Below are 24,490 nucleotides of genomic sequence, written 5' to 3' on the forward strand. Positions count from 1 at the left end.
TGATCACCGAATCGGGGGATATACCAGGTGGTTTCGCAGGACCTTTCAGCGCCGGAGCGCGCCCAGGCCGGCCAGTCCCGGGTCGAAGGTTGCCCGTGCGGTCACGGAGGTGGCGGCGGCCGCCACGACGACGCCGGCCTCACCTTCGTAGCCTCTGGGAAAGACGATCTCGGCACTGTCGGGTCCGTCACGGTGGGCCATCAGCCAGTCGTAGAGCAGCCAGTCGACGGCACACGTGACGGCCAGCGGATCGGCCTCGGCGACCCGTGATGCCACGACCACCGATCTGAGCGCATCCAGGTGCTCCCGGCGTGCGCCGTCCTTGTTCACGCCCGAGCTGTCAAACATCAACATCGACAACGTGAGCGGAAATCGTTGTCCTGTATCGGTTCTCACCACCCACCGGCCACCCAGCCACGGCCGGTTGGGATCCACTTGCCGCATCTCCCCAAAGCCGCCCACCACCCCGAGGGTGGGTTCGTCCAGTTGCCCGTCCAGCGGTGCCGGTCCCAACAGGCCGAGCGACTGCCGGGCGCGGATGGAGAACAGGGCGGTGGTTCCGATGATCTTTCCAGCGCGCAGGTCGGGCTTGACCCCGGCGAGGTCGCCGGCGGCCGCGTACTCGAGACACAACCGGTCCAATGTCCGGTGCAGCTCAATCAGGAGGTCGCGCTCGGCGGCATCAGCGGGACTCCTTCCCCCGCCCAGGATTTCGCCGAACGACTCGGCCGCGAAGATCAACGCGTCGTCGAGTGCTTCCAGGTGCGTGGCCACCAGCCGATCGGCCTCGTCGTCGTCGGCCACCAGCTGCGGAAGCGAGGTGCGCATCCCCGCCGATGTGACCCAGTAGAACCCGGTCTGCCCGTCAGTCTGGACGATGCGCGGTCTCATCGCCGTCGCCAAATCACGACCCGATTGTTTCCCGAGTCCGCAACCGCCAATCGGTCCCCACTCAGCGACAGCCCGTACGGCCAACACAGGGTGTCACGCTGAACCGACGTCCAGCGGTTCTCGCCGTTGGCGCCGAAGTGCGGTTGGGCCAATACGTAATCAGCCGGGCGACCGTCGGAAGGAATGCTGTCCCACAACAGGATTCGGTTGTTGGCGGTATCGGCCACCGCCAGCCGGTCCCCCGCTAAACCGATCGCATAGGGAAACCGGAATCGGTCACCCGTGTGCGGACCGTATGGCCATTCCTGCGAACTGCTGAAGTCCGGCTGGCCAATCAAGACGCCGGCGGGACCGTCGAGGTCGGGCGGAGGTGACCAGCCGAGTATGCGGTGATTGCCGGCATCGGCGACAAGCAGGAGATCCCCGCGTCCCGCGATGTCGTGTGGCCAGCGGAAGCTCGCGGGGCCGGCAGTCTCGCCACGGTTCTCCTCCCGGTGTGCGGCGCTCGGCTGGCCTAGCACCACGTCGGCGGGTTGACCGGGGTCGGGAATTCCGTTGCGCCAACCGAGCACACGTCGATTACCGGTATCGGCGACCCAGAACGCGTCACCGATCACCGCGATGCCGAACGGCCAATAAAAGGACCCGGCCCAGCAATCGGCGCCGGCGTTGGGGTCCACCGAAGACGCGTCGGGCTGTCCCAGCACGATGTCGGGTGCGACGTCACTGCGTCGCGGTACTTCGTCCCAGATCAGAATGCGGTGATGCCACGCGTCGGCGACGATGAGTCGTCCGTCATGCACCAGGACCCCGGTGGGCAGGTTCATTCCGCGTTCGGGTCCGCGTCCGCCCGCCGCGCGTCCTTCCGTCGAGCCGTCCGGCTGACCCAGTACCACATCGGCCGGCTGCTCATCGCTTGTCGGTATCCCGTGCCATAGCAGAACGCGATGGTTTCCGGAGTCCGCGACCACCAGATGTTCATCCCCCAGGTACACCCCGCGTGGCGAATACATCCACGCCATGGTCGGTTTCGCCGGTGGCAGCGCCAGGCCGCCGGGGGCCGGTGCGCCCAGCCAGACGTCGGGCGACCAGCCGTCGGTGAGGTCGAGTTCGGCCACCGGGTCGACCCGCGGGGGTAGCGCGGTGATGTTGCGCCGGACCGTGTAGCGGCTCATCCGCGCACTCGGACCCAGACGTCTCCGTTGTCCACGCGCAGTGGCAGCTGTTCGAGTTGCGCGCCGGGTGCACTCAGGCATTCGCCCGAGGACGCGTCGTAGCAGAAACCGTGCCACGGGCAGGTCAGGGTGCCGTTGCCCGCGTCGAGGATCGCGTTGTCCAACGGCATTGCCTCATGCGCACATTCGTTGCGGTATGCGGACAACCGGTGCTCGACGCTGACGACGATCACCTCGGCCCGCTCTCCGGAATCGGCTGTCAGGCTGCACGCGGTCAACGCACCGTCGAGCAGTCCCGCGGCGGGACCGACCCTGGCCCACCCCTCGCGGCTGGAGGCCGGACCGATCCGGAGGGCTTCGATCGGGATCAGGGTGGGCGATGGGTCGTTGGGCAGCACCTCGACGGCCGAGATCGCGGGCACCTCCTGCACTAACGCGTCTTCGACGAGGTTGCGCAGGGTGACCGACGACATGGAGCAGCCGTTGCAGGCTCCGTCCAGGCGTACATAGGCGGTGCCGTCTTGCACCCGGACCAGGGTGACATCGCCGCCGTGGCTTTGCAGCTGGGGTCGCACCGATTCCAGCACCCGGCCGGCCTGGGTGAGCGGGTCAGGCCGAACGATCTCGTGCAGCGACAGCAGCAGATGCACCACCGGATCGTCGACCAGCTCGAAGAGCACCGCACGTGCGGAATCGTCCGCACGCATCCGGCGCACGATGGTGACCAGTCCCTCCCGGTGCACGGCCTCCAGGGCGGACTTGAGTTCTTCGGCCACGGCGCGCGCCTTCGGGTCGAGATCGGCCAACGCCGCGACCGCGTCGTCGACCCGCTTGGCCAGTTCTTCGACGCCGGGCGTCGACACCTTCGCGACCATCGTCATGTTAGGTCCTCGGAACGTAATAGCGCGCTCTGCCTGGCGATTTCGTCGAGGACGCCTCGAACCGCACGCACCGAATCGTGGTCCTGCTGCTGCTCGAAGAGGAACCGCGCCTCGTAAAGCTTGGCCTTGGCCTGGTCGAACATCCCGAGGTGGGCCAGAGCGTTGCCCTGGTTGGCCAGCACCCGGGCCCTGCCCAGCGGGTCGGTGTCGCGGCCGCGGGCCGCGAGCACGGCCTCGTACAGTTCCACCGCCTCGACGAGGTTGTCGGCCTGGTGTTTGGATGGCGTATACACCAGCGAATTAGCAAGATTCAGCTGGACGCTCGCCCACTGGTCGGGGTATCGCTCGGGTGTGTAGACCTTCAGCGCGGAACGCAGCGATTGCGCTGCCACCCCGAGACGCAGCTGGCCGGACGCTTCTACCATCGGCATCGTCAGGTACGCGGTCGCCAGGTTGGCGTGCGCCGACGCCCAGAGCAGCGGCGCCTCCTCGCGCAACACCAGCTGCAGCGCGGCGTGATAATGCGGTATCGCCTGGGCTAACAGGCCCGGATTGTCTTGGGCGCGTTCGTGTATCAGCGCCGCGATGCCCAGATGCAATTCCGCCCGCGCAACGCGCAGTCCATCGGCGCCGTCGAGCAGACGCAACGCCCGTTCGAGGCGCGGCTGCGCCTCCAATGCCGAAGCCTCATCCATATCGCGGCAGATCGATCCGGCCGCCCCAACCAGCACACCTTCAAGGCACGACGACACGTCGGCGGCGGCCTGGGCGGCGCGCTCCAGCAAAGCGACGGCTGCCGCTGAATCGCCTTGTGCCACAGCGTGACTGGCGTGTGCAGACAACGCCACGGCGGCAAGTTCGCCGGTCGCGCCGTCGACTTCGGGCACGGTGTCGCGCTCGCCGATCGTGAACAGCACCAGGTCGACCAGGATGCCGAATTCGCCTAGGTCGGCGCGCAGCTTGTCGGTGTCGACACCGTCGGGTGCCAGCACGAACCGGTTGTACCGGGTCACGGGATCATCGGTGGTCAGCCGGCCCAACGCCGCCTCGACATCACCGGAATGGGCAAGCTGCAGTGCCCGCAACCCGTCGGGCCAGGCGGCCGGTTCGTTTCCTTCCAACAGCGCCGTGCGCACCGCGTCGTGCTCGGATCCCGCGGGAATCAGCAGATACCCCAGCGGCAGCGGGAACGCCCCGAGCGGCTGCGGTCTGGCCGCCAAGGTGGTGGCGGGGGCGGCTTCAGCGGTACTGGTCATGGCGTTCACCCATTGAGCGGTCCTCGGATATTGCGTTCGGCGGCACGTTTGATCAGGTTGGCCGACAACTCGGCGCGGCGCTTGGTGGCGTGGCCGTCGATTCGCTTCCGCACCACACCGTCGGCGAACACCACGACGATCTCGACGAACCAGCGGCCGCATTCCTCGACGACGACGGTCTGCACGTCCAGGGCTTCGTCGGCCGAGCTGTCGGCGCGAACCACCGTCGGTGGGCGTTCCGGCTGTCCCCCGTCCGTCGGCCGCTCAGCCATCAGAATCACCCCGGCGGCTCCCGCCGGCCCTGCAACGGGACGCGCAGCGACTTGGTTGCATCGTCCCAGAATGCACCAGCGGTGCCCGACATTGCGCGGTCAGCGAGCACTTCGCGGATGAGCAGCGATCGGTCACCCGCGGGGTTGCGTTGCTTCAACAGCAGTCCCCCGCTGCGCGGACCGCGCAACGGGATCAGCCACAGGTCGCCGTCGCGGATCACGGCGGCGACCGCGTCGGAGGGAAATCGACTGGCCGCCAAAGCCGCATCCAGTCGCAGATAGCCATCGGCGGTGAATTCGACGACGGTTTCCGGCGCGGCGGCCGGCCGGAGGGCGGCCAGATGGTCGGCCTCGATTCGGTCGATGACCAGCTCCATCGCCGCCTGCACCGGCGCGGACAGCTCTGCGCCGAGCTCCACGGCTTCCACCTCGACGAGATAGACGGTGATGTCGGTCGGGCAGTCCTCGCCGAGCGCCCAGCGGGCGAACGCGATGGCGTGGTCCCATCGGAACGAGTGGGTATGCAGGCCCTGCAGTGGCGGTAGGTCCGCCAACTCCGCTCCGGGCACCTTGAAGATGGTGCCCGGCGCCGAACCCGTCGCCGCGGCGTCGACGATGACCACCCGCTGGGCGCCGCGCATCTGGAACGCCACGTCCATTCCCGCGGTACCGCCGTCGACCAGACGTGCGCCCTCGGGCATGCCGCGTTCCCAAAGATGGCGGATCAGAACGGGTCCGACACCATCGTCACCGCGCAACAGGTTGCCGCAACCGACCACCAACACCGCACACCCCGGGGGTGCGAGGTCGTCCGTGTCGTCGGCAGGTCCCAAGCCGCAGTCGTGCGCAGTCAGCGTCACACCATCCCGTTGATCACGAACCGGGACAACTCTTTACCCGTCTTGCCGTCATAGGCGTGCACGGTACACACCAGACACGAGTCGAAGCTGCGCGCGACGTGGCCGAGTTCCACCGGATCCTCGGGGTCCACGATCGGCGAGCCGACCAGCGCACTCTCGATCGGGCCGAGCACCTGTCCACTGTCTCGCGGACCGATGTTCCACGCAGTGGGGGTTACCACTTGATAGTTCTTGATCTTGTTGTCCTCGAGCACAATCCAGTCCGAAAGCGCACCACGCGCGGCTTCGGTGGAGCCGAACCCCATGCCCTCGGCGTGCTCAATGGGCTTGGAGTAGAAGCTTTCCTTGAGGTCGAGCTGGTCGAGCCACTCGCGGGTCCACTTGTAGTACTTCGGGCCCTCATGCATGCGTGCGAGCTGGCGGACCATGACGCTGGGTCCGATCTTGTTGTACATGTCCACGAAGAGCGGGTCGTTGTCCTGGTGTGCGGCGGCATTCGGACCACCGGCCGCCATCCGACGAGCCAAGGGGCCGGCTTCCAGCGGGATATTGCCCAGGTTGCCTACGGCATACCGAGGCGACTTGGCCCAGCTGTACTTGCCGTCTTTGCGGCCCTGCTCGGGGTCGATCGGAATGGTCTCACCTTCGAATGGATGCAACGCGCGGCTGCCCTCGTAAAACGAGTGCGTGACGTCCTCGCGAACGTTGGCCTGGTCGAACTCGTACCACTGACCCTTCGCGTACACACCGGAGCGGCCGATCAATGCGGCATTGCGCCCGTCAATGGTCGGATTCTCATACAGCGACGGGTCGAAGTAGGTGCCAGTGGCGATGTAGTTGCCGACGCCGGCGCCGTACTTGTCCAGCCCGACGTCCAGGCAATAGCGGATGAAAAAGCCGCAGTCGCTGTTGTATTGGGATTCGTTCTCGTCCACCCAGGCCAGCACGTCTTCCCAGGTCTTGTTCTCCAGCCAGCGGTCGATGGTGCACCCGAGCCAGCGCGCTTCCAGCCAATTGTCCTTCCAGTGCTCGAGGATCGCGATCGAGCGGGTGACGTCGGACAGGGTCGGCGCGCACATCACCCCGCCGGGCACCATGAAGCTCGAGTGCGGCCACTGGCCGCCGAAGATCGCGTACACCTCGACCGGCTTTGCCGAAAGCACCACGCCCGGTTGATAACTCGTACCGACGTAGGGGGCGAACCGACGCACCGCTTCGTCGTAGAGCTTGGACTTCCCGTAGTTCTTGTTGGTCAGGTCGATCGCGAACAGCGCGTAGAAGTAGCGCGGGATGGACTGCAGTGTTTCGCAGGCCTGGCAGATGTTGCGCACCAGGGTGGCGTTGGGCGGCATGTGCGTTCGCCACGCGGTGTCCAACGCGTACGCCGACTTGTAGAGGTGGCTGCCGCCACAGATGCCGCAGATGCGCGGACACACGATGAGGCCGGCCTGCGGATCCTTGCCGCGCAGGATGATTTCGAAGCCCCGGAACATCGCGGCCTCGGTCCAGGCCGACGTGACGACGCCGTCCTCAACGGTGACGCGAACGTCGAGGTCTCCCTCGACGCGGCCCAATGGGCTGACATAGAGGTCGAGCGCAGTCATAAAAGATCCTCTCTAGGGCTTACCGGGATTTGGAGCACTACCAGGGCTGTGGGTGTGGCGGTCGTCAGACCACGAACATGTCTTCTTTGGACCATTGCGGTGCGGCGATGCGGGCGGCCGCAGCGTGCGCCATATAGGTCAGGTGATCCGATCCCTCCGGCACTTCCCTTGGGATCATGCCGCTGACCTTCTGCGTCTTGAACACGGTCCCCGGCGCGAGATCGAAGTGCGGGAATTCCGGTTCGGTGCAACCCAGGCACGGCATACCGGCTCGTGTCTTCGACGACTGGCGGTTCCACAGGATCCGGTTGCAGGGTGAGTGGGTCATCGGGCCACGGCAGCCGAACTCGTAGAACAGGCAGCCGGTGCGGGTGCCCTCTCCGAACGACGTCGTCGATTGCTTGTACTCAAAGAATTGCACTCGGGTGCAACCGGTCTGGGTGAACGTCTTGAAGAACGTCTCGGGCCGGTGTAGTTCGTCGAGGGTGATGTCGCCGGCTCGACCGGTGGCCAACGCGACGAGGATCTGCGTGATCCAGTCGGGATGGGCCGGGCATCCGGGAATGTTGATCACGGGCAAGCCCATCTTGGATCGGAAGTCCGGACCGAGAAATCCACCCTTGTCGCGCTTGTGGAATTGCAGACCCGTTGATGCCGACGGGTTGGGCTCCATGGCCGGGATGCCGCCGAAACACGCACAGTCACCGATCGCCACGACGATCTGCGCGGCCGCGGCGAGGTCGGTGACCCAGTCCTTCATCGCACGATCCGCGAACATGTCCATGCGGCCGGTGCCGTTTGGCGCCTCGATGACCGTGCCCTCGAACACGAATATGTCCAACGGTCGCTCGCCATTAGCGCAATCCCAGAAGACCTTCTGCGCATTCTTGCCGAGTTCGAGCCCCAATGACGGATGCCACAAGAGATCCAGTCCGAAATCGACAATCAAGTCGACGACATTTGGCTCCTCGGCATTAAGAAAAGACATCGTGTTTCCACTACACGCGCCGCCTTGAAACCATAAGACAGAAGCCATTGGAAACTCCTTCCGAAATGGCGGCCGTGGTCGCGGCCGCATTGCTGAATCGTGGGCTGAAGTCTGCTTTACTGCGGGAGACGCCTGCCGAATGCTCGCGCTACCTGTACCAGGAAACCCAAGCCGCGGTTGACGTCTTTGTCCTTGCTGACCCGCCACAGCCCGAACAAGCCTTTCGGTCCCCCGGGGTCCGCCGTGGCGGCCGCTTTCCCTACGACGAGGGCCTGGCCCACCTCTGCCAGCACATCGACGGCCTGCGGATCGACGAGCGGAGACCGCAGGATCTTGGTCAGCGCCGGCGCGGCAGTCGCCAGCGACGACGCCAGTTCCGACAAGCTCGCGGCCAGCGCCGGCAGATCGACCGACCCTGCGCCGGATGCCACGCCGTCAAAGCCGGGCAGGCCGGCTATCGAGGCGCTGCGCGCTCCCGCGCGCAGCTCGCCGACGCTCGAGGCCAACGTCTCACTGATCTCGTCACCGCGACGCACGAAGCCGTCGAGGCCGGTCAGCAGGATCGCCAACAGATCGGCGTGGTCGAGCAGGCTGTTGAGCGCCGCCGCGACGGCCGGGTCGTCGAGCCGTTCGCGCAACTGGTCGTACGGCGACAGAGTGGTGACCTGACCGTTTGCCGACATGGCACCTCCTGGACGGATCGGGTGGGCTGTTCCCCGACTTCGCGGGGGCCGCAGCGAGCTGTGGCCCCGATCACAAACTAGCGGCCGGTCGGCGTTCTGCCTATCGCTTTCGCGCAGCAGCTGTCACGATTGCGAAGAGTTAAGCGCGTTGGTGCGCGCTCAGTTGCTGGGAGACTTGCATGATTGTCACCGATTGTTTAGTGAGCACTTCACCATTCGATGATGTGTCGATGCAGCTACAAGCAGGGGCTACGTGGTGTCGCGGCTGACCCGTCTGGGCTATATCGACGTCCGCCGCACGGCGAACCCGGTGCGGCGCAAGGTGCGTTCGCGAGGCGTCCCGCCGGCCCTCGCGGACAACGAGATCTTCTACACCGAGAACCCGGCCGAAGCCACCCGATTGATGGGCAAAGCGCTGGCGCCGTTGTCATTGCACGTGGGGCCCGATGACGCGGCCGGGTTTGCTGCGACCATGCACGGGGTGCGGCTGCGCAACGTCAGCATGCTGTACCTCGACGTGCATGTCGCGGCCACGGTCGACATTCCCGTGCTGGGCCAGTACTTCGGCGTGCACATGCCCATGAACGGACGTGCGATGGTCGATCACCGCGGCCGCAACTTCGAAGCCAACACGATCCGCGCGGTAGTGACCAGCCCGGGCGAGGCACTGCGGATTCAGTTCGACCACGACTCCCCGCAGTTACTGATCCGGATCGAGCAGCGCGCCATGGCCGCCCACCTCACCCGGCTACTGGGCCGAACCCTGACACGGCCGTTGGAATTCGAACCCGAATTCGACCTTGCCAGCGAGGCCGCCATGCGTTGGCATACCGCGGTCCAGCTCATCCACAGCGAAGTGTTCCACCCGGGATCGCTGATCCAGCGGGGTCAGGGCATCGGTGCGATCGAGGAACTGGTGATGAGCACCCTGTTGCAGCTGCAGCCGTCCAATTACCACGAAGAGTTTTTGCAGCCGGCGCAGCCAGATCCACGGCGGGCCGTCGTCCATGACGCCATGAACTTCATCGACGACCATCTTGCTGAGCGCATCACGATGGACGACCTCGCCAGAGTGGTCCACATGAGTGTCCGCTCGATCCAGCAGGGCTTCCGCGACGAGCTGAACATGACGCCGATGACCTACGTTCGCGAGCGCCGGCTGGAGCGCGTCCACGAGGAGCTCATGGACGCGATGCCCTCCGACGGGATCACCGTCACGGCTGTCGCCGAGCGATGGGGCTTCAACCATCTCGGGAGTTTTGCCGTGGAATACCGCAAGCGGTGGGGCGAGGCGCCCTCCGACACCCTGCGGCGTTGATCCCTCACCCGGTCGTTGCTAGGACGCGCGAGGCACCGCGCTCACCTGGCGCCAGCCGAGCTCGGGACGGGAGACCAGGTGCTCGATGAGCAACTCGGTGGCCATCGGTGGCGTGGGTTGGCTGACGACATGCCAGGGCCGCTTGATCGGAGTGCCCGGCACGGCTAGCTCCACGAGTGTGCCGGAGTCGAGCTCGCGCTGCACCGCCTGCCGCGACACCAGCGCGACGCCCAGCCCCGCAACAGCCGCCGCCACCACCGCACCGTGCGAGCCGAGGACCAGCTGTGGCGGCGCGACGTCGAGCTCCTCGAGCAGCGTCATCAGCGTCGAGCGGGTGCCGGAACCCTGCTCACGCAACAGCCAGGTAGCCGTCCCCGGCGCGAAGCCGCCGGCCAACTCCGGGCACCCGACGACGATCAGCGTGTTCGGGCTGATCGCGCGGACCCGGACTTTCTTGCGCAAATCCTCGGGCGGCCGACCCGCGAACACCAGGTCGACTTCGTGGCGCGACAGCATCGGCCACAGCGCGCTGCGCGCGGCCACCTCGACGTGCAGGACCACCCCCGGATGTTGCGCGCGAAACGACGCGAGCGCCGCCGGGATCAGCAACTCCCCCGCCGATGTCACCGCGGCCAGCCGGATCGAGCCGTTCTCCGGATCCGCCTCGCCGCGTGCGGCCAGAATCGCCTCGTCGTGCAGGCCAAGGATGCGGCGCGCGTACTCCACATAGCGCAGACCCGCCGGCGTCAACCGCACTCCCCGACCGTGCCGATCGACCAGCGTGATGCCGATGTCGCTGCTCAAAGCGCGCAACGCCGAGGAGATCGACGACTCGGTGACCACCAGGCGTTCGGCGGCCCCGCGCACCGACCCGGTATCAGCCACCTCGACCAGCGCCCGCAGGCGCGCGTTTGTTGTCATGCCGTCTCCCGCGTCTCGAACACCCGGCTGGCCAATAGATCTACCGCTTCGATCGTGGTCAGCTCGGCCAGACCGACCGGCGTGTCGGCCTCGGCAAGAAGCCGGCGCGCGTGCCGCAGCCGGGCCCGCTCCAGCGCGTTGCGTACGCTGCGCGCGTTGGCGAACCACGGCTGGTCGCGACGTAGCTGGAGGTATCTGTGCAGCACGCCGTGGGCCTCCTCGGAGAACCGGTAGCCCAGGCCGGCGATCATCAGTCCCGCGATGTCCTCGAGTTCGCCGACGGAGTAGTCCGGGAACGTGATGTGGTGGGCGATGCGACTCTGCATCCCGGGGTTGGCCGAGAAAAATTGGTCCATTTTGTCCGCGTAGCCGGCCAGGATGACCACCAGGTCGTCCCTGTTGTTCTCCATCACCTGCAGCAGGATCTCGATGGCTTCGCCGCCGTAGTCGCGCTCGTTCTCGACCTTGTAGAGGTAGTAGGCCTCGTCGATGAACAGCACGCCGCCCATCGCCCGCTTGATGACGTCCTTGGTCTTGGGTGCCGTGTGCCCGACGTACTCCCCGACCAGGTCGTCGCGGGTGACGCTGACCAGATGGCCGCGGCGCAGATAGCCGAGCCGGTGCAACAGGTCGGCCATCCGCGTTGCCACCGTGGTCTTGCCGGTACCGGGGTTGCCGGTGAAGCACATGTGCAGAGTCGGCTGAGCTGCCTGCACGCCGAAACGTTCCCGCATGCGGTCGACCAGCAGCAGCGCCGCGATCTCCGCGATGCGGGTCTTCACCGGCTCCAGGCCGACCAGCTCGCGGTCCAACCCCGACAGCACCTCATCGATACCCGAGGTGGCCCGGGCGGCCGCCAGGTCGACGACTGCACCCGGGTCCAGGGTTTCCGGCTTTGGTTCCGCTTCGGGCTCGGCGAGAACCGGCCGGCAGCCGAACGCGGTCATGACGACTCATACCTCTGCCCGCTCGGCCGCTCGGTGGCATAGGCGAACGTGGTGTAGCCGATCTGCCGGTTCGCCCGCTCGGCGCGGTCCAGCCGGAAGCCGGGCTCCTCGGCGGGCCGGTTGACGATGAACGACAGCGCCGTCGTCTGCCGACCCAAACTCGCGTCGTACGCGTTGAGGCGGATGTAGCTGTTCGGGTTTGCCGCCCGGCATGCGTTGACCTCGAGCAGCACGCCCGCCGCGTCCTTGAGGTCGAACATCGGGAGCCCCCACATCTCCCAATAGATGTTGCGCGGATGCGGGTCGTCGGTGAATTCGACCGACAGCGGCCAGCCGTGGTCGAGTGCGTAGTTGATCTGCGCGGTGATCTCCTCGTCGGTGAAGTCGGGCAGATACGAGAAGGTGCCCTGGGTGATGCACATGATTGGCTCCTTTGGCTGTGTTGATAGTGGCGACCCGCTTCGCCCGGCTCGCGCCGGGCTCGCGATCGCCACGGCTCAGGCCCGAGTGGGCGTCGCGACAACGTCCGGGGTGTCGGTGGATTCGTAGTTGAAGGTGATGTCGCCCCAGGTGGCCAGCGCGGTGTCCAGCGCGCGGTTGCGTGCGGCGGCCTTCTTCAGGATGTCGGGGCCTTCCTGGTAGTAGTCGCGGCCTTCGTTGCGGGCCTTGATCATGGCCTCCAGAGCGACCCGGTTGGCCTCGGCCCCGGCGGCGATTCCCATCGGGTGCCCGATCGTGCCTCCGCCGAACTGCAGCACCACGTCCTCGCCCAGGTAGTGGATGAGCTGGTGCATCTGACCGGCGTGGATGCCGCCGGAAGCGACCGGCATGACGCCGGGCATGGACGCCCACTCCTGGTCGAAGAACAGGCCCTTGACCGGGTCTGCTTCGACGCGGTCGAGGCGCAGGGTGTCGTAGAACCCGGCCGTGGTGTTGGGGTCACCCTCGAGTTTCCCGACCACCGTTCCGGCGTGGATGTGGTCGACCCCGGCCAGCCGCATCCACTTCGAGATGACCCGGAAGCTGACGCCGTGCGACTTCTGCCGCGTATAGGTGCCGTGCCCGGCGCGGTGCAGGTGCAGGATGACGCTGTTATCGCGGGCCCATTTCGCCATCGATTGGATCGCGGTGTAGCCGATCGTCAGATCGATCATCACGATCACCGAACCGAGCTCGGCGGCGAAGTTCGCCCGCGCGTACATCTCCTCCATCGTCCCGGCGGTGACGTTGAGGTAGTGCCCCTTGATCTCGCCGGTGGCGGCCTGCGCCCGGTTGACGGCTTCCATGCAGAACAGGAAGCGGTCTCGCCATCGCATGAATGGCTGGGAGTTGATGTTCTCGTCGTCCTTGGTGAAGTCCAGTCCACCGCGCAGCGCCTCGTAAACGACGCGGCCGTAGTTGCGCGCCGAGAGACCGAGCTTGGGTTTGGTGGTGGCGCCCAGCAGCGGCCGGCCGAACTTGCCGAGGTGCTCGCGCTCCATCACGATGCCGTGTGCGGGCCCCTGGAAGGTTTTGACGTAGTGCGTTGGGATCCGCATGTCTTCCAGGCGCAGCGCCTTGAGCGGTTTGAACCCGAACACATTGCCGATGATCGAACTGGTCAGGTTGGCAATGGAGCCCTCCTCGAACAGGTCGAGGTCGTAGGCGATCCACGCAATCCACTGTCCGGGCACGCCGGGCACCGCGTCGACGCGATAGCACTTGGCTTGGTAGTGCTCGAAGGTGGTGAGGCGGTCCGTCCACACCACCGTCCACGTCGCGGTGCTCGATTCACCGGCGACGGCGGCGCCCGCCTCCTCCGGAGGGACCCCCTCCTGCGGGGTGATCCGGAAGGCACAGAGAACGTCGGTGTCCTTCGGCTGGTAATCCGGCTGCCAGTAGCCCATCTCTGCGTACGGGATCACTCCCGCGTTCCATCTGTCGGTCATGGCTCGAATCGTGTCAGCGAACAATCAACCTGTCTATCGATAATAGGCGGGGGGGGCTGATACTTAGGTTATTAGTTAAGTGTCCAGCGACCCCCATTCTTTCCACCATTCGGGTGACGCCGCACTATCGGCGCTGCTCTTATGGTGTGCGCACCCCTAGAGACAGGAAGCATTGATGAGCACGTGCAGGAAGATCGCCCAGGCCATGACGGCGCCCGGCAAGGGCATCCTCGCCGCCGACGAGAGCATCACGACGATGTCGGCCCGTCTCGAGCAGGCAGGCGTCACCGCGACCTCGGACAGCCGGCGGAACTACCGCGAACTCCTGGCCAGCACGCCCGGGCTCGCGGACGGCGTCTCGGGGATCATCTTCTGCGACGAAACCCTGGGCCAGGTCTTCAGCGATGGGCGGCCGTTTCCGCAGCGGGTCCGCGAACTGGGCATGCTGCCCGGCATCAAAGTCGACACCGGCGCGAAGCCCTGCCCGGGTTTGCCGGGTGAAACGGTGACCGAGGGCTTGGACGGTCTCGCCGGCCGACTGGCCCGGTATGCGGAAATGGGCGCGGCGTTCGCCAAGTGGCGGGCCGTGTTCAGCATCACCGAAAGCACCCCGAGCTGGGGCGCCATCGCATGCAACGCCAACGCACTGGCCCGCTACGCGGCGGCCTGCCAGGAAGCGGGCATCGTGCCAATCGTCGAACCCGAGGTGCTGATGACCGGCGACCACAGCATCGCCCGGTGCGCCGAAGTGACCGCCGAGGTGCACGCGGCGGTGCGCCAACAGCTGGGCCTGCTACGCGTGGACCTGGCCGGCATCGTGCTCAAACCCAACATGGTGATCGAAGGCGAAGACCACCCCACCCAGGCCACGGCGGAAGAGGTTGCCGCGGCCACGGTTTCGGTGCTGCGTGCCTGGCCGGCCGACCTCGCCGGGGTGGCGTTTCTGTCCGGCGGACAGTCGCCGACGCGTGCCACCAGCAACCTGACGGCGCTGCAGGCGCATCGCACACCGTGGCCGTTGACCTTTTCCTTCGGCAGGGCCTTGGTGTCCCCGGCGCTGGCGGCGTGGCGCGGTGATGAAACACGGGTCAGCACGGCGCAGGAGGCGCTATTGGGTCATGTGTCGGCCAACGCCTCCGCGGTGCGCCTGCGCGACCAGCTTCAGCCGGCCTGACCTGCGATGCCCGCGCCGTCCAGCGGGACCGTCACCGTGACGGTGGTACCCGATCCGGGCGTCGAGCGCACGGCCAGCCGCCCGCCCACCAGCTCGGAACGCTCTGTCATCGACAGCATGCCGTAGCTGGTGGGCGGGCGGGCGGACGGATCGAATCCGGCGATGCCGATCCCGTCGTCGGCAACCTCCAGTCGGGCTACGCCTGCCTCGACGGCAAAGCGCACCGTGGCGGTCATCGCGCGGGAGTGCTTTACGACGTTCTGCAGACACTCCTGTGCGATCCGGTATAGGGCCACCTCGACATGTTCGGGCAACCGTTCGTCAGCCAACTCCAGGTCGAGGTCTACCTCGGGGATCGTCGATACCAGGCTGGCCAGGCCGCCGGCCAGACCGAGGTCGTCCAGCACGGGTGGGCGGAGCCCGCCGATCGCCGAACGGGCTTCCGCCAGCGTGAGATCGACGAGATCACGGGCCTTTTCGAGCTGTTCAGTGGCCTCGTCCTGGTCGTCGGTCTCGACGGCGTGGGCGGCCGCATCGAGCCGGTAACTCAGGCTTACCAGCCGCTGAGAGATCCCGTCGTGAATATCGCCGGCCAACCGCCTGCGTTCGGATTCCTGCGCGGCGATCACCTGTTCGGCGAAACTGCCGTGCACCCGTTCCCGCGCGGCCAACTGCCGGTGCACCCGCGCTTGGTCGAACGCGCCGGCGGTCAATTGCCCGATCGCCAGCAACAGCTCAATGTCGCGGTCGGTGAACTCCCGGCGGGCTACCGTGTGCACATTGAGGACGCCGACGAGCCGGCCCGGTCCCGTCTCCATCGGCACCGACGCCATCGAAGTGAAGTCCGAGCCGCGCAACGCCGCGATCGGCACATAGCGCGGGTCTTCGTCTTTGCGGCTGGTGATCACCACGGGTTCACGGTGTTGCGCTACCCATCCCGAGACTCCTTCGCCAAGTCGCAGCTGGACCTGGCCGATGCATTCGTCGAACGGTGGTGTGGCGCCGGCCAGGGTCAGCGACCCGCCGGAATCATCGAGGACGTGCACGAAGCAGACGTCGGATGCTGTGGCCGCTGTGATGAGTCGCGCGACCGCCGCCGCGACCGGTTCGATCGCCGGACCGCTGCCGGTGGCGGCCACGATGTCGAGCAGCAGTGCGACCTCGCGGTCGGCGTCCACCAGCCCCCGCACCGATCCCGTCACTGGTAGATCCCCTCGCGCAGCGCGACCGCCACCGCCGCGGTGCGGTCGTTGACGCCCAGCTTGCGATAAATGGAGCGCAGGTGACTCTTGACCGTCTCATCGCCGATGACGAGTTTGCTGGCTATGCCGCGATTCGACAGGCCGGCCACGACGAACGACAGGATTTCGCTCTCCCGCTGACTCAGGCCCTGTCGCGCGCCCGGCCAGAATTCGTCCCGTTGCAGCCGGGCCGCAGTGTCGGCGGCCCGCGCGGCAAGGCCCGCGTCGATGGCGGTCGAACCGCTCTGGACGTACTCCAGCTGCCGCACCAGCTCGTCGCTGTTGATGCCCTTCAGCAGATAACCCGACGCCCCGACCCTTAAGGCCTGGAACAAGTACTGCTCGTCCTCGTACACCGAAAGCAGAATGACCTTGCTTGCGGGGTTGCGTTCGCGGATGGCACGGCACAGGTCCAGACCGCTGGCGCCCTGCATTCTGACGTCGCAGAGCACAATGTCAGGTTGCAGGCTCTCAATGACCTGGAGTGCATTTTCGGCGCCCACTGCCTCGCCGACGACCCGCACGCGGTTCCGGAAAGAGGCGAGCATCGCTTTAAGGCCCTCGATAACCATTTCGTGGTCGTCAACCAAAACGACCCGAACGGGCCCGGTAATAGGCACTGCAGTAACCGCCGTCATGCGAACACGATAATTGCCGAGTACCAATGTCGTCATCTCCTTTTGCTGGATTTCACCGGTGAGAACATCACCCCGGATTCCCCCGCGTTGGGGGATTCAGCGTTGCCGCATTGCGCCCTAACGTGCTGGAAACGAGTTTCAGGGAGGAATCGCTTTGGTGACACCAACTTTGGTCGCGTCCGTGCTGCCGGCGGACTTCGCCGAACTGGGCCGCGACGTCGCAGAGATCGAGCGCGCCGGTGTCGACCGGATCCAGTGGGATGTCATGGACGGACGGTTCGTCCCAAATCTGACCTTCGGTCCCGACGTGATCGCGGCCTGCCGCGACCGAGTCACAATGGGTTTCGAGGCGCACCTCATGGTCGAGGATCCTGACCCGATGCTGCCGCGCTGGGTGATCGAAGCCGGCTGCGAAATCGTGATCGTGCATGCCGAGGCGTGTCGGCACCTGCACCGCACCCTGTCGAGCATCCGCGGCCTTGGCGCCCGCGCCGGCGTCGCCCTTAACCCGGCTACCCCGCTGGGCGCGGTCCTCGATGTGCTCGACGTCACCGACCTGCTGCTGATCATGACGGTCAACCCCGGGTTCGGCGGGCAACGCTATTTGACCAGCATGGAACCCAAGATCGCGGCCGCCAGAGCTGAAATCGACCGGCGCGGACTGGATATCGAGCTCGAGGTGGACGGCGGTATCGGACCGGGCACCATCGCCGCCGCCGCAGCGGCCGGAGCCGACGTGTTCTGCGCCGGTTCGGCGCTGTTCGCCGGACCGAACATGACCGAGGCGGCGCACGCACTTCGCGCAGCCGCCCGCGAGACCAACGGAAGGCTGGTGGCACCGTGACCATCACACCCAGAACGACCAGCACACCAGGAACCACACTGGCCCCCGACATGACCGAACCATCAACCGGCACGGACGAATTGGACCGGTTAGCCATCAACACGCTGCGGTTCCTGGCCGCCGACGGTGTGCAGGCCGCCGGCAGCGGACATCCGGGACTACCGTTGGGTGCCAGCGCGATCGCCTGGACGTTGTGGTCGCGCCACCTGCGCCACGACCCCGCCGATCCGCGTTGGCCCGACCGCGACCGCTTCGTGCTGTCTGCCGGCCACGGCTCGATGCTGCTCTACTCCCTGCTACACGTGTTCGGCTACGACATGCCGGTCGAGCAACTGCGGAAGTTCCGGCAGCTGGGCTCGCTGACTCCCGGACACCCCGAGTGCGGTCATACCGCGGGCGTCGAAACCACCACGGGCCCACTGGGACAAGGGCTTGCCAACGCGGTCGGAATTGCGTTGGCCGAACGGATGCTGGCCGCGCGATGCAATACCGATGAACACAGCGTCGTCGACCACCGCACCTGGGTGCTCGCCGGCGACGGCGACTTGATGGAAGGCATCAGCCACGAGGCCGCATCACTGGCCGGGCGCCTCCGGCTCGGCAAGTTGATCGTGATCTTCGACGACAACGACGTCACCATCGACGGATCGGCCTCCCAAAGTTGCACCGACGACGTCGAGGGCCGGTTCAGCGCCTACGGCTGGCGTGTGCTCGGCGTCCCCGACGGGAACGACGTGGCCGCCCTCGACCACGCGTTCACCGAGGCGGTTCGGACAGACGGCCGGCCCACCTTCATCCGGGTGGGCACGATCATCGGCTTTGGGGCGCCCGGCATCGAAGGCACCTCCAAAGCACATGGGAGCCCGTTGGGATCGGAAGTGCTGCATGCCATGCGCTCCCGTTTGGACTGGCCCGACGAGCATTTCCACGTGCCGCTCGCGGTCAGCGCGACCGCCGCCGTAGTGGCTGCGCGGGGCAGCGCGGCGCATGCGCGGTGGGCTCAGATGCATGCGGCGTGGCAGGTTGACCATCCGCAGCTTTCCGCGGACTTCCCGCTCGACACGGTTCCCGCCGCCGACGACCTGTCGGTGCTCACGCCGCTGGCCGACGGCCTGGCCTCGGGTGGAACGTCGGCCACTCGCAAGGCATCCGGTGCGGCACTGGCAGCGTTGGCTGCCGCCTACCCGGGGCTGGTCGGCGGATCCGCCGATCTGGCCGCCTCGACCAACACCGCGATCCCCGGTGGTGACATCACACCGGAGGACTACAGCGGCCGCACGATTCATTTCGGTATTCGCGAGCACGCGATGGCGGCGGTGATGAACGGCATCGCCCTGCACGGCGGGCTGCGCCCCTTCGGCAGCACCTTTCTGGTGTTCGCCGACTACCTGCGCCCGGCTTTGCGGCTCTCGGCGCTGATGAAATTGCCTGTGGTGTATGTGTTTACGCATGACTCCGTGCATGTCGGTGAGGATGGCCCGACCCATCAACCGGTTGAACAGCTGGAGTCGCTTCGACTGATTCCGGGGCTGACCGTGCTACGCCCGGCCGACGCTGCCGAGACCGCGTTGGCATGGCAGCTGGCGGCGGACAACACCGACGGCCCTACCGCTTTGGTGCTCAGCCGACAGGATCTTCCGGTACTCGGCGGTGCCGGGCTAGATGACGTCCGCCACTACGGCATGCGGGTGGTGCGGCCGGTAGCCGATACCGCTCATGTGATGCTGGCGGCCAGCGGCTCGGAGGTCGCCTTGGCACTCGAGGCCGCCGAATTGCTCAGCGAGCACGGGATATCGGCGATCGTCATCTCGGTGATGTGGCGCGAACGCATCGCCGCCGCGCTGCAGGCCGACGGCACCGCACTGCCCGATCTGCCGGTCGTGTGGATCGAAGCCGGCGTGAGCAGCGGCTGGCGAGCTCTGGCACGGCCGGCGGACACGGTGATCGGCATCGACCGCTTCGGCGAGAGCGGGCCGGGCCCCGAGGTGGCAGCGCATCTGGGCCTGACCGCGGCGGCGGTCTTCGACGCCGCGCTGCGCAGTATCGCGGCGGCGTCCGGATGACTCGTGACGCTAGAGGCGGCCATCTTCGACGTCGAGATCTCCGGGCGGACCGGACCTAGCAGATGCGCGGAAGTTGCTCGCCCAGTTGACGTTCGATGACCTGTGTGGTGCCAAACGGCGTCCTGCCCACCACCAGGCCGGGATGTTCGGCGACAACTCGGCCGATGATCGCGGCGTTGGCCCCCTCGGGACGCGACCGCATGGCGTCCAGCACTGCCTCACTGTGCGCGGGGTCGATGAAAGCCACCATCTTTCCCTCGTTGGCCACCTGCAGCGGGTCCAGCCCGAGGAACGAGCATGCCGACGAAACCGTCTCGGGGACAGGGATTGCCGCCTGATCGAGTTCGATACCAACCGAGGCAGCGCGGGCGATCTCGACGACCGCCGCAACGAGGCCACCACGGGTAGGGTCGCGTAGCGCGTGCACGCCGGCACCGGCGGTGGCGAGCATGGCCGCAACCAGTCGGTGCAGCGGTGCGCTGTCGGTCGTGACGACGGTGCCGAAGTCGATGCCCTCGCGCACGCTCATGATGGCGACGCCGTGTTCGCCCACGTTGCCCGACACGATGATGTGGTCGCCGACGCGCGCCCTCTCCGGCCCGACGTGCACCCCCGCCGGCACGACACCTACCCCGGCGGTGTTGACGAAAAGCTGGTCCGCACCGCCCCTGGCAACCACTTTGGTGTCACCGGTGACGATGCCGACCCCGGCGGTGGCGGCGGCCCTGCCCATGGTTTCGGCGACCGCGCCGAGCACGTCCAGATCGAGTCCCTCCTCGAGAATGAACCCGGCCGTCAGCGCGAGCGGTTGGGCTCCGCTGCAAGCCAAGTCGTTGACGGTGCCGTTGACCGCCAGGTCGCCGACGTTGCCGCCCGGAAAGAAAAGAGGTTGCACCACATAGGAATCGGTGGTCAGCGCGATCCGTCCGCCCGCGATGTCGACCAATGCGGAATCACGGGGCGCGCCGGCCGCGCCACCGAACGCGGGCAGAAATAGATTCTCGATCAGTTCCTCGGAGAGCACACCGCCACCGCCGTGGCCCAGCACAATGCGTTTCGTCTCGCGCAACGGCAGCGGACACACCCAGTCGGCCGGATCGGTGGCGACGCGAGACTCAGGCATGGGCAGCGGCTTCCAACCGCCGGAACTGGTAGTAGGCGGCGCAGGCGCCTTCGCTGGACACCATGGTCGCGCCGAGCGGCGTGCGCGGTGTGCATGATTTTCCAAACGCCGGACATTCGTTGGGTTTCAACAGGCCCTGCAACACTTCGCCGCTGTGACATTCCGCCGATTCGGAGACCCGCAGATGCCCGACCCCGAACTTCAATTCGGCGTCGAACTCCGCGTAGCGTGGGGACAGCGTCCATCCGGACTTCGGGATCAGGCCAATGCCGCGCCATTGTCGATCCGTCACCACGAACACCCCCGCGAGGGTCTGTTGCGCGACCGCGTTCCCGGCGGCGGTCACCGCGCGCGGATAGGCGTTGCGCAACTGTGGGGTGCCCGCCTCCAGCAGGTCGACAGCTTGCCGCACGCCTTCGAGCAAGTCCAGCGGCTCGAAACCGGTCACCACGATGGGAACCCGGAATTCATCGACCAGCGGCCCGTATTCGCCGGTACCCATCACCGTGCAGACGTGGCCGGCCGCCAGAAAGGCCTCGACTCGGTTGGTCGGCGAGCTCAAGATCGCCGTCATGGCCGGGGGCACCAGCACATGCGACACCAGCATGGAGAAGTTGGTGAGCCCCAGTCGCTGCGCATGCACAACTGCCATCGCGTTGGCCGGCGCGGTGGTCTCGAAGCCGACCCCGAAGAACACCACCTGCTTGTCGGGATTGTCGGCCGCCACCCGAGTGGCGTCCAACGGCGAGTACACGATTCGGACGTCACCACCCCGAGCACGCACACCGAACAGATCCTGACTGCTGCCCGGCACCCGCAGCATGTCACCGAAGGAGCAGAAGATTACGTCATCGCGGGCCGCGATCTCCAGCGCACGGTCGATCATCTCCAGCGGCGTGACACAGACCGGGCATCCGGGTCCGTGGATGAATTCCACCGCACCGTCCAGCAATTGGTCAATGCCGTTGCGAATGATCGAATGTGTCTGCCCACCACAGACTTCCATGATGGTCCAGGTCTTGGTGACGCGCCTCTTGATATCGGCGACCAAGGTGCGCGCCGCCGCTGGATCACGGAATTCATCTAGATATTTCATGCCGGCTCCCTCCTGCCCTGGCCTTCGTCACCGGCCAGCTCTTCGTCCAGCACGCCGAGGTCGTGGAACATTCGTAACGTCTCATTTGCCGACGCCTCGTCGAGTCGGGTGATGGCGAATCCGGCATGAACGATGGTGTACTCCCCGATCTGCATGTCCGGAAGATAGGCAAGGCATACGGTTTTGGTGGTGCCGCCGAAGTCGACGGTGCACATCCGCGTCCCCGCCTCGTCCCAGGTGTCGATGACCTTTCCGGGAATTCCGAGACACATAGCTATGCCACCCTTTCTTGCCGCCGAGCCGCGATCACGGCCTGACCTAACGCAAGTCCGCCGTCGTTGCACGGCAGCACCGCATGAGTCAGCACCTCGAAACCATTGTCGGCCAATTCGCTACGCAGACCGTCGCGCAGCACCCGGTTGACGAACACACCGCCGGTCAGCCCGACGGTACCGACGTCGCCGGCCACCTGACCGACCGCCTCAGCCGTGGCTCGGATGACGGCGGCGTGGAACCCGGCGGCGAGGTCGGCCGGCGTCGTGCCGGCTCGCAGTCCCCGCACCAACTCGGTGATCAACGGCATCGGGTCCAACTCACCGTCGGTCACCTCGAAGTCCAGCGGTGCCGGTCGGCCCCGGCGCGCCAGGTGCTCGAGTTCGACGGCCGCCTGCCCCTCGTAGCTCACCTGCTGGCACACGCCGAGCAGGCTGGCGACCGCGTCGAACAAGCGGCCCATGCTGCTGGTCTGGACGCATCCGATGCCACGCGGAAGCTGTTGGGCAAGGACGTAACGTGCCTGCGCACTGAGACTCTCGACGGCCGGGAGATCCGGCGCCCACTCGATTCCGGCGCGGTACAGCAGGTCCAGGGCGATGCGGGCCGGCTGACGCACGGCCCCGTCGCCGCCGGGCAGTGCGAACGTCTTGAGGTGTCCGACGCGGGTGCAGGCGGCCGGGTCGCTGACCATCAGCAGTTCACCGCCCCAGATGGTGCCGTCGGTGCCATAGCCGGTGCCGTCGAACGCGACCGCGAGCATCGGGGAGGCGAGCCGGCCGTGCTCGGCCAGCAGCGATACCGCGTGGGCGTGGTGATGTTGCACCCGCACGACCGGCCGCTCCTGCCGTTGCGCCCAGCCGGTGGTGGCATACGACGGATGCAGATCACACGCGATGACCGTGGCATGCCGGTCGGTCATGAACGCCAGGTGGTCGAGCGCCGACTCGAAACAGGTCTGGGTCCGCGGGTCGGCCATGTCGCCCAGGTGCGACGACAGGTGCGCGTTTCCGTCGGAGGACAACAGACAAAACGTGGTCTTGAGGTCCCCACCGGTTGCCAGCACGACGGGGGCGTCGGCCGCCGCGGGGACCGAGACTGGAAGCGGCGCGTAACCGCGGGATCGTCGGATCGGCACCACGCCGCCGTCGTCGTCAACCGTGAGGACCGAATCCTCGCACGGCACGTGGATGGGCCGGTCGTGCGTGAGCACGGCATCGGCCAGCCCGTCGATCCAGGTCAGGTCGCGATCGCGGAAGACGATCGGCGATCCCCCGTTGTTGGCCGACGTCATCACCAACGGCACCGGCCCCAAACGATCGAAGAGCAGATGGTGAACGGGCGAGTAGGCCAGCATCACGCCGATTTCGGACAGTCCGGGCGCCACGCCGGCGAGCATCGAGTCGTCCCGGGCGGCCCGCAAGACTATCGGCGCCGCGGGCGACTGCAGCAGTTCAGCCGACGCGGCGTCGATATGGCAAATACGTTGCGCCGCAGTGATATCCGCTACCATCACCGCAAACGGCTTGGCGGGTCTGCCTTTTCGGCGCCGCAGATCCGCGACCGTCGCGGCATTGTCGGCTCGGCAGGCAAGATGGAACCCGCCGATGCCCTTGATGGCGACGATCAGGCCGTTCTCGAGCGCGTGCGCGGCGGCGGCTAGTGGTTCGAGGCCACCACCGGGACCGCGCCAAGACAGCGTCGGTCCGCAGTCGGGGCAGGCGATGGTTTGCGCGTGGAACCGTCGGTCGGCGGGATCTCGGTACTCGGCCGAACAGGTGGCGCACATCGGAAACTGCGCCATGGTGGTCGCGGGCCGGTCGTAGGGCAGGTCGGTGATCACCGTGTAGCGCGGGCCGCAGTTGGTGCACGTGATGAACGGGTGACCGTGACGACGGTCGTCGGGGTCGCGGAGTTCGCGCAGGCAGTCGGCGCAAACGGCGATGTCCGGAGGCACCAGCGTGCGTCGGTCGGCGACGGTTCGGCTGTCGACGATGCGAAATTCGGATTCGCCATTCGGAGGCAGTGCGATGGCCTCGATGGAATCGATGCGAGACATCGGCGGGCGGTCGACGCTGATCGCCGAGACGGCCGCCTGGACCGCATCGGGAGCGCCCTCGAACTCGCAGTGCACCGAGCCGGAATCGTTGTACACACACCCCGCCAGGCCGTGACGTGCCGCGATGCGCGCGACCGCGGGGCGGAATCCCACGCCCTGAACGACCCCGGCAATATGGAGGCGCAATCGCACGCTCGCTAGCGCCCCACGCTGACTGCCCACCACCAACCTCCTGAGCAGCAAGGACCCCCGCGC

Annotated in this window: 23 protein-coding genes; 4 read left to right on the forward strand and 19 right to left on the reverse strand. The window is 66.7% G+C overall.

The annotated features are described in order from the left end of the window. Window positions 1-45: 45 nt before the first annotated feature. The 9 genes from AC5Y5O_RS12250 to AC5Y5O_RS12290 all read right to left on the reverse strand — a co-directional run bounded on the left by AC5Y5O_RS12250 (window position 46) and on the right by AC5Y5O_RS12290 (window position 8,610). Window positions 46-891 carry a hypothetical protein gene (locus tag AC5Y5O_RS12250; protein ID WP_096291103.1) on the reverse strand — a complete coding sequence of 282 codons (846 nt, stop codon included), beginning with the start codon at window positions 889-891 and terminating at the stop codon, window positions 46-48. Next, window positions 888-2,066: an NHL repeat-containing protein gene (locus AC5Y5O_RS12255; protein ID WP_096287464.1), complete on the reverse strand. Its 1,179-nt coding sequence runs from the start codon at window positions 2,064-2,066 to the stop codon at window positions 888-890. The genes AC5Y5O_RS12250 and AC5Y5O_RS12255 overlap by 4 nt, the downstream gene beginning before the upstream one ends. Then, window positions 2,063-2,941, reverse strand: coding sequence for a NifU family protein (locus AC5Y5O_RS12260; protein WP_096287462.1), 879 nt, complete (start codon window positions 2,939-2,941; stop codon window positions 2,063-2,065). Before AC5Y5O_RS12260 ends, AC5Y5O_RS12255 begins: the two co-directional genes overlap by 4 nt. 2 nt (window positions 2,942-2,943) lie before the next feature. Continuing rightward, window positions 2,944-4,203, reverse strand: coding sequence for a hypothetical protein (locus AC5Y5O_RS12265; protein ID WP_500025387.1), 1,260 nt, complete (start codon window positions 4,201-4,203; stop codon window positions 2,944-2,946). 5 nt (window positions 4,204-4,208) lie between these two features. Further along, a complete protein-coding gene (locus AC5Y5O_RS12270; protein ID WP_096291102.1) occupies window positions 4,209-4,475 on the reverse strand; it encodes a hypothetical protein in 267 nt (88 codons plus the stop codon). Window positions 4,476-4,480: 5 nt separating this feature from the next. After that, window positions 4,481-5,254: a hydrogenase maturation protease gene (locus AC5Y5O_RS12275; protein ID WP_500025446.1), complete on the reverse strand. Its 774-nt coding sequence runs from the start codon at window positions 5,252-5,254 to the stop codon at window positions 4,481-4,483. Between the two features lie 77 nt (window positions 5,255-5,331). Continuing rightward, window positions 5,332-6,939 (reverse strand): nickel-dependent hydrogenase large subunit, encoded by a 1,608-nt coding sequence (locus AC5Y5O_RS12280; RefSeq protein ID WP_096287460.1) that lies wholly within the window; start codon window positions 6,937-6,939, stop codon window positions 5,332-5,334. A gap of 64 nt (window positions 6,940-7,003) precedes the next feature. After that, a complete protein-coding gene (locus AC5Y5O_RS12285; protein WP_342927542.1) occupies window positions 7,004-7,975 on the reverse strand; it encodes an NADH-quinone oxidoreductase subunit B family protein in 972 nt (323 codons plus the stop codon). Window positions 7,976-8,043: 68 nt separating this feature from the next. Then, window positions 8,044-8,610: a DUF1641 domain-containing protein gene (locus AC5Y5O_RS12290; protein WP_500025390.1), complete on the reverse strand. Its 567-nt coding sequence runs from the start codon at window positions 8,608-8,610 to the stop codon at window positions 8,044-8,046. Between the two features lie 253 nt (window positions 8,611-8,863). Between AC5Y5O_RS12290 and AC5Y5O_RS12295 the strand changes: the two genes are divergently transcribed. Then, window positions 8,864-9,928: an AraC family transcriptional regulator gene (locus AC5Y5O_RS12295; protein WP_500025392.1), complete on the forward strand. Its 1,065-nt coding sequence runs from the start codon at window positions 8,864-8,866 to the stop codon at window positions 9,926-9,928. A gap of 18 nt (window positions 9,929-9,946) precedes the next feature. Here AC5Y5O_RS12295 and AC5Y5O_RS12300 read toward each other — a convergent pair whose 3' ends face one another. The 4 genes from AC5Y5O_RS12300 to AC5Y5O_RS12315 form a co-directional block, all read right to left on the reverse strand. Continuing rightward, entirely contained in the window at window positions 9,947-10,849 is a 903-nt protein-coding gene (locus AC5Y5O_RS12300; protein ID WP_096287454.1) for a LysR family transcriptional regulator, read from the reverse strand. Then, window positions 10,846-11,796: a CbbX protein gene (gene cbbX, locus AC5Y5O_RS12305; RefSeq protein ID WP_500025395.1), complete on the reverse strand. Its 951-nt coding sequence runs from the start codon at window positions 11,794-11,796 to the stop codon at window positions 10,846-10,848. Before cbbX ends, AC5Y5O_RS12300 begins: the two co-directional genes overlap by 4 nt. Next, entirely contained in the window at window positions 11,793-12,218 is a 426-nt protein-coding gene (locus AC5Y5O_RS12310) for a ribulose bisphosphate carboxylase small subunit (protein ID WP_500025397.1), read from the reverse strand. Before AC5Y5O_RS12310 ends, cbbX begins: the two co-directional genes overlap by 4 nt. 75 nt (window positions 12,219-12,293) lie before the next feature. Further along, on the reverse strand, window positions 12,294-13,724 hold the full coding sequence (locus AC5Y5O_RS12315; RefSeq protein WP_096287448.1) for a form I ribulose bisphosphate carboxylase large subunit: 1,431 nt from the start codon (window positions 13,722-13,724) through the stop codon (window positions 12,294-12,296). Window positions 13,725-13,899: 175 nt separating this feature from the next. Between AC5Y5O_RS12315 and AC5Y5O_RS12320 the strand changes: the two genes are divergently transcribed. Next, a complete protein-coding gene (locus AC5Y5O_RS12320; protein WP_096287446.1) occupies window positions 13,900-14,898 on the forward strand; it encodes a class I fructose-bisphosphate aldolase in 999 nt (332 codons plus the stop codon). Here the strand turns inward: AC5Y5O_RS12320 and AC5Y5O_RS12325 are convergent. Both AC5Y5O_RS12325 and AC5Y5O_RS12330 read right to left on the reverse strand, forming a co-directional pair. Then, on the reverse strand, window positions 14,886-16,100 hold the full coding sequence (locus AC5Y5O_RS12325; RefSeq protein WP_500025403.1) for a GAF domain-containing sensor histidine kinase: 1,215 nt from the start codon (window positions 16,098-16,100) through the stop codon (window positions 14,886-14,888). The genes AC5Y5O_RS12320 and AC5Y5O_RS12325 overlap by 13 nt on opposite strands. Beyond that, on the reverse strand, window positions 16,097-16,777 hold the full coding sequence (locus tag AC5Y5O_RS12330; protein ID WP_165796397.1) for a response regulator: 681 nt from the start codon (window positions 16,775-16,777) through the stop codon (window positions 16,097-16,099). Before AC5Y5O_RS12330 ends, AC5Y5O_RS12325 begins: the two co-directional genes overlap by 4 nt. Window positions 16,778-16,934: 157 nt before the next feature. Here AC5Y5O_RS12330 and rpe point away from each other — a divergent pair, with 157 nt between their 5' ends. Both rpe and tkt read left to right on the forward strand, forming a co-directional pair. Continuing rightward, on the forward strand, window positions 16,935-17,621 hold the full coding sequence (rpe, locus tag AC5Y5O_RS12335) for a ribulose-phosphate 3-epimerase (RefSeq protein WP_243393999.1): 687 nt from the start codon (window positions 16,935-16,937) through the stop codon (window positions 17,619-17,621). Window positions 17,622-17,671: 50 nt separating this feature from the next. Next, on the forward strand, window positions 17,672-19,684 hold the full coding sequence (gene tkt / locus AC5Y5O_RS12340) for a transketolase (protein WP_500025406.1): 2,013 nt from the start codon (window positions 17,672-17,674) through the stop codon (window positions 19,682-19,684). Between the two features lie 55 nt (window positions 19,685-19,739). Here tkt and hypE read toward each other — a convergent pair whose 3' ends face one another. Genes hypE through hypF form a run of 4 tightly spaced genes read right to left on the reverse strand, consistent with a single transcriptional unit; the run spans window position 19,740 to window position 24,427 of the window. Next, window positions 19,740-20,807, reverse strand: coding sequence for a hydrogenase expression/formation protein HypE (gene hypE, locus AC5Y5O_RS12345; protein ID WP_500025408.1), 1,068 nt, complete (start codon window positions 20,805-20,807; stop codon window positions 19,740-19,742). Continuing rightward, window positions 20,800-21,903: a hydrogenase formation protein HypD gene (gene hypD / locus AC5Y5O_RS12350; protein WP_500025410.1), complete on the reverse strand. Its 1,104-nt coding sequence runs from the start codon at window positions 21,901-21,903 to the stop codon at window positions 20,800-20,802. The genes hypE and hypD overlap by 8 nt, the downstream gene beginning before the upstream one ends. Then, complete coding sequence (locus AC5Y5O_RS12355; protein ID WP_342927529.1) at window positions 21,900-22,175, reverse strand: HypC/HybG/HupF family hydrogenase formation chaperone; 276 nt, start codon at window positions 22,173-22,175, stop codon at window positions 21,900-21,902. Before AC5Y5O_RS12355 ends, hypD begins: the two co-directional genes overlap by 4 nt. Before the next feature lie 2 nt (window positions 22,176-22,177). Then, window positions 22,178-24,427, reverse strand: coding sequence for a carbamoyltransferase HypF (hypF, locus tag AC5Y5O_RS12360; RefSeq protein ID WP_500025411.1), 2,250 nt, complete (start codon window positions 24,425-24,427; stop codon window positions 22,178-22,180). Window positions 24,428-24,490: the final 63 nt, after the last annotated feature.

The organism is Mycobacterium sp. NGS40, assembly GCF_059812735.1.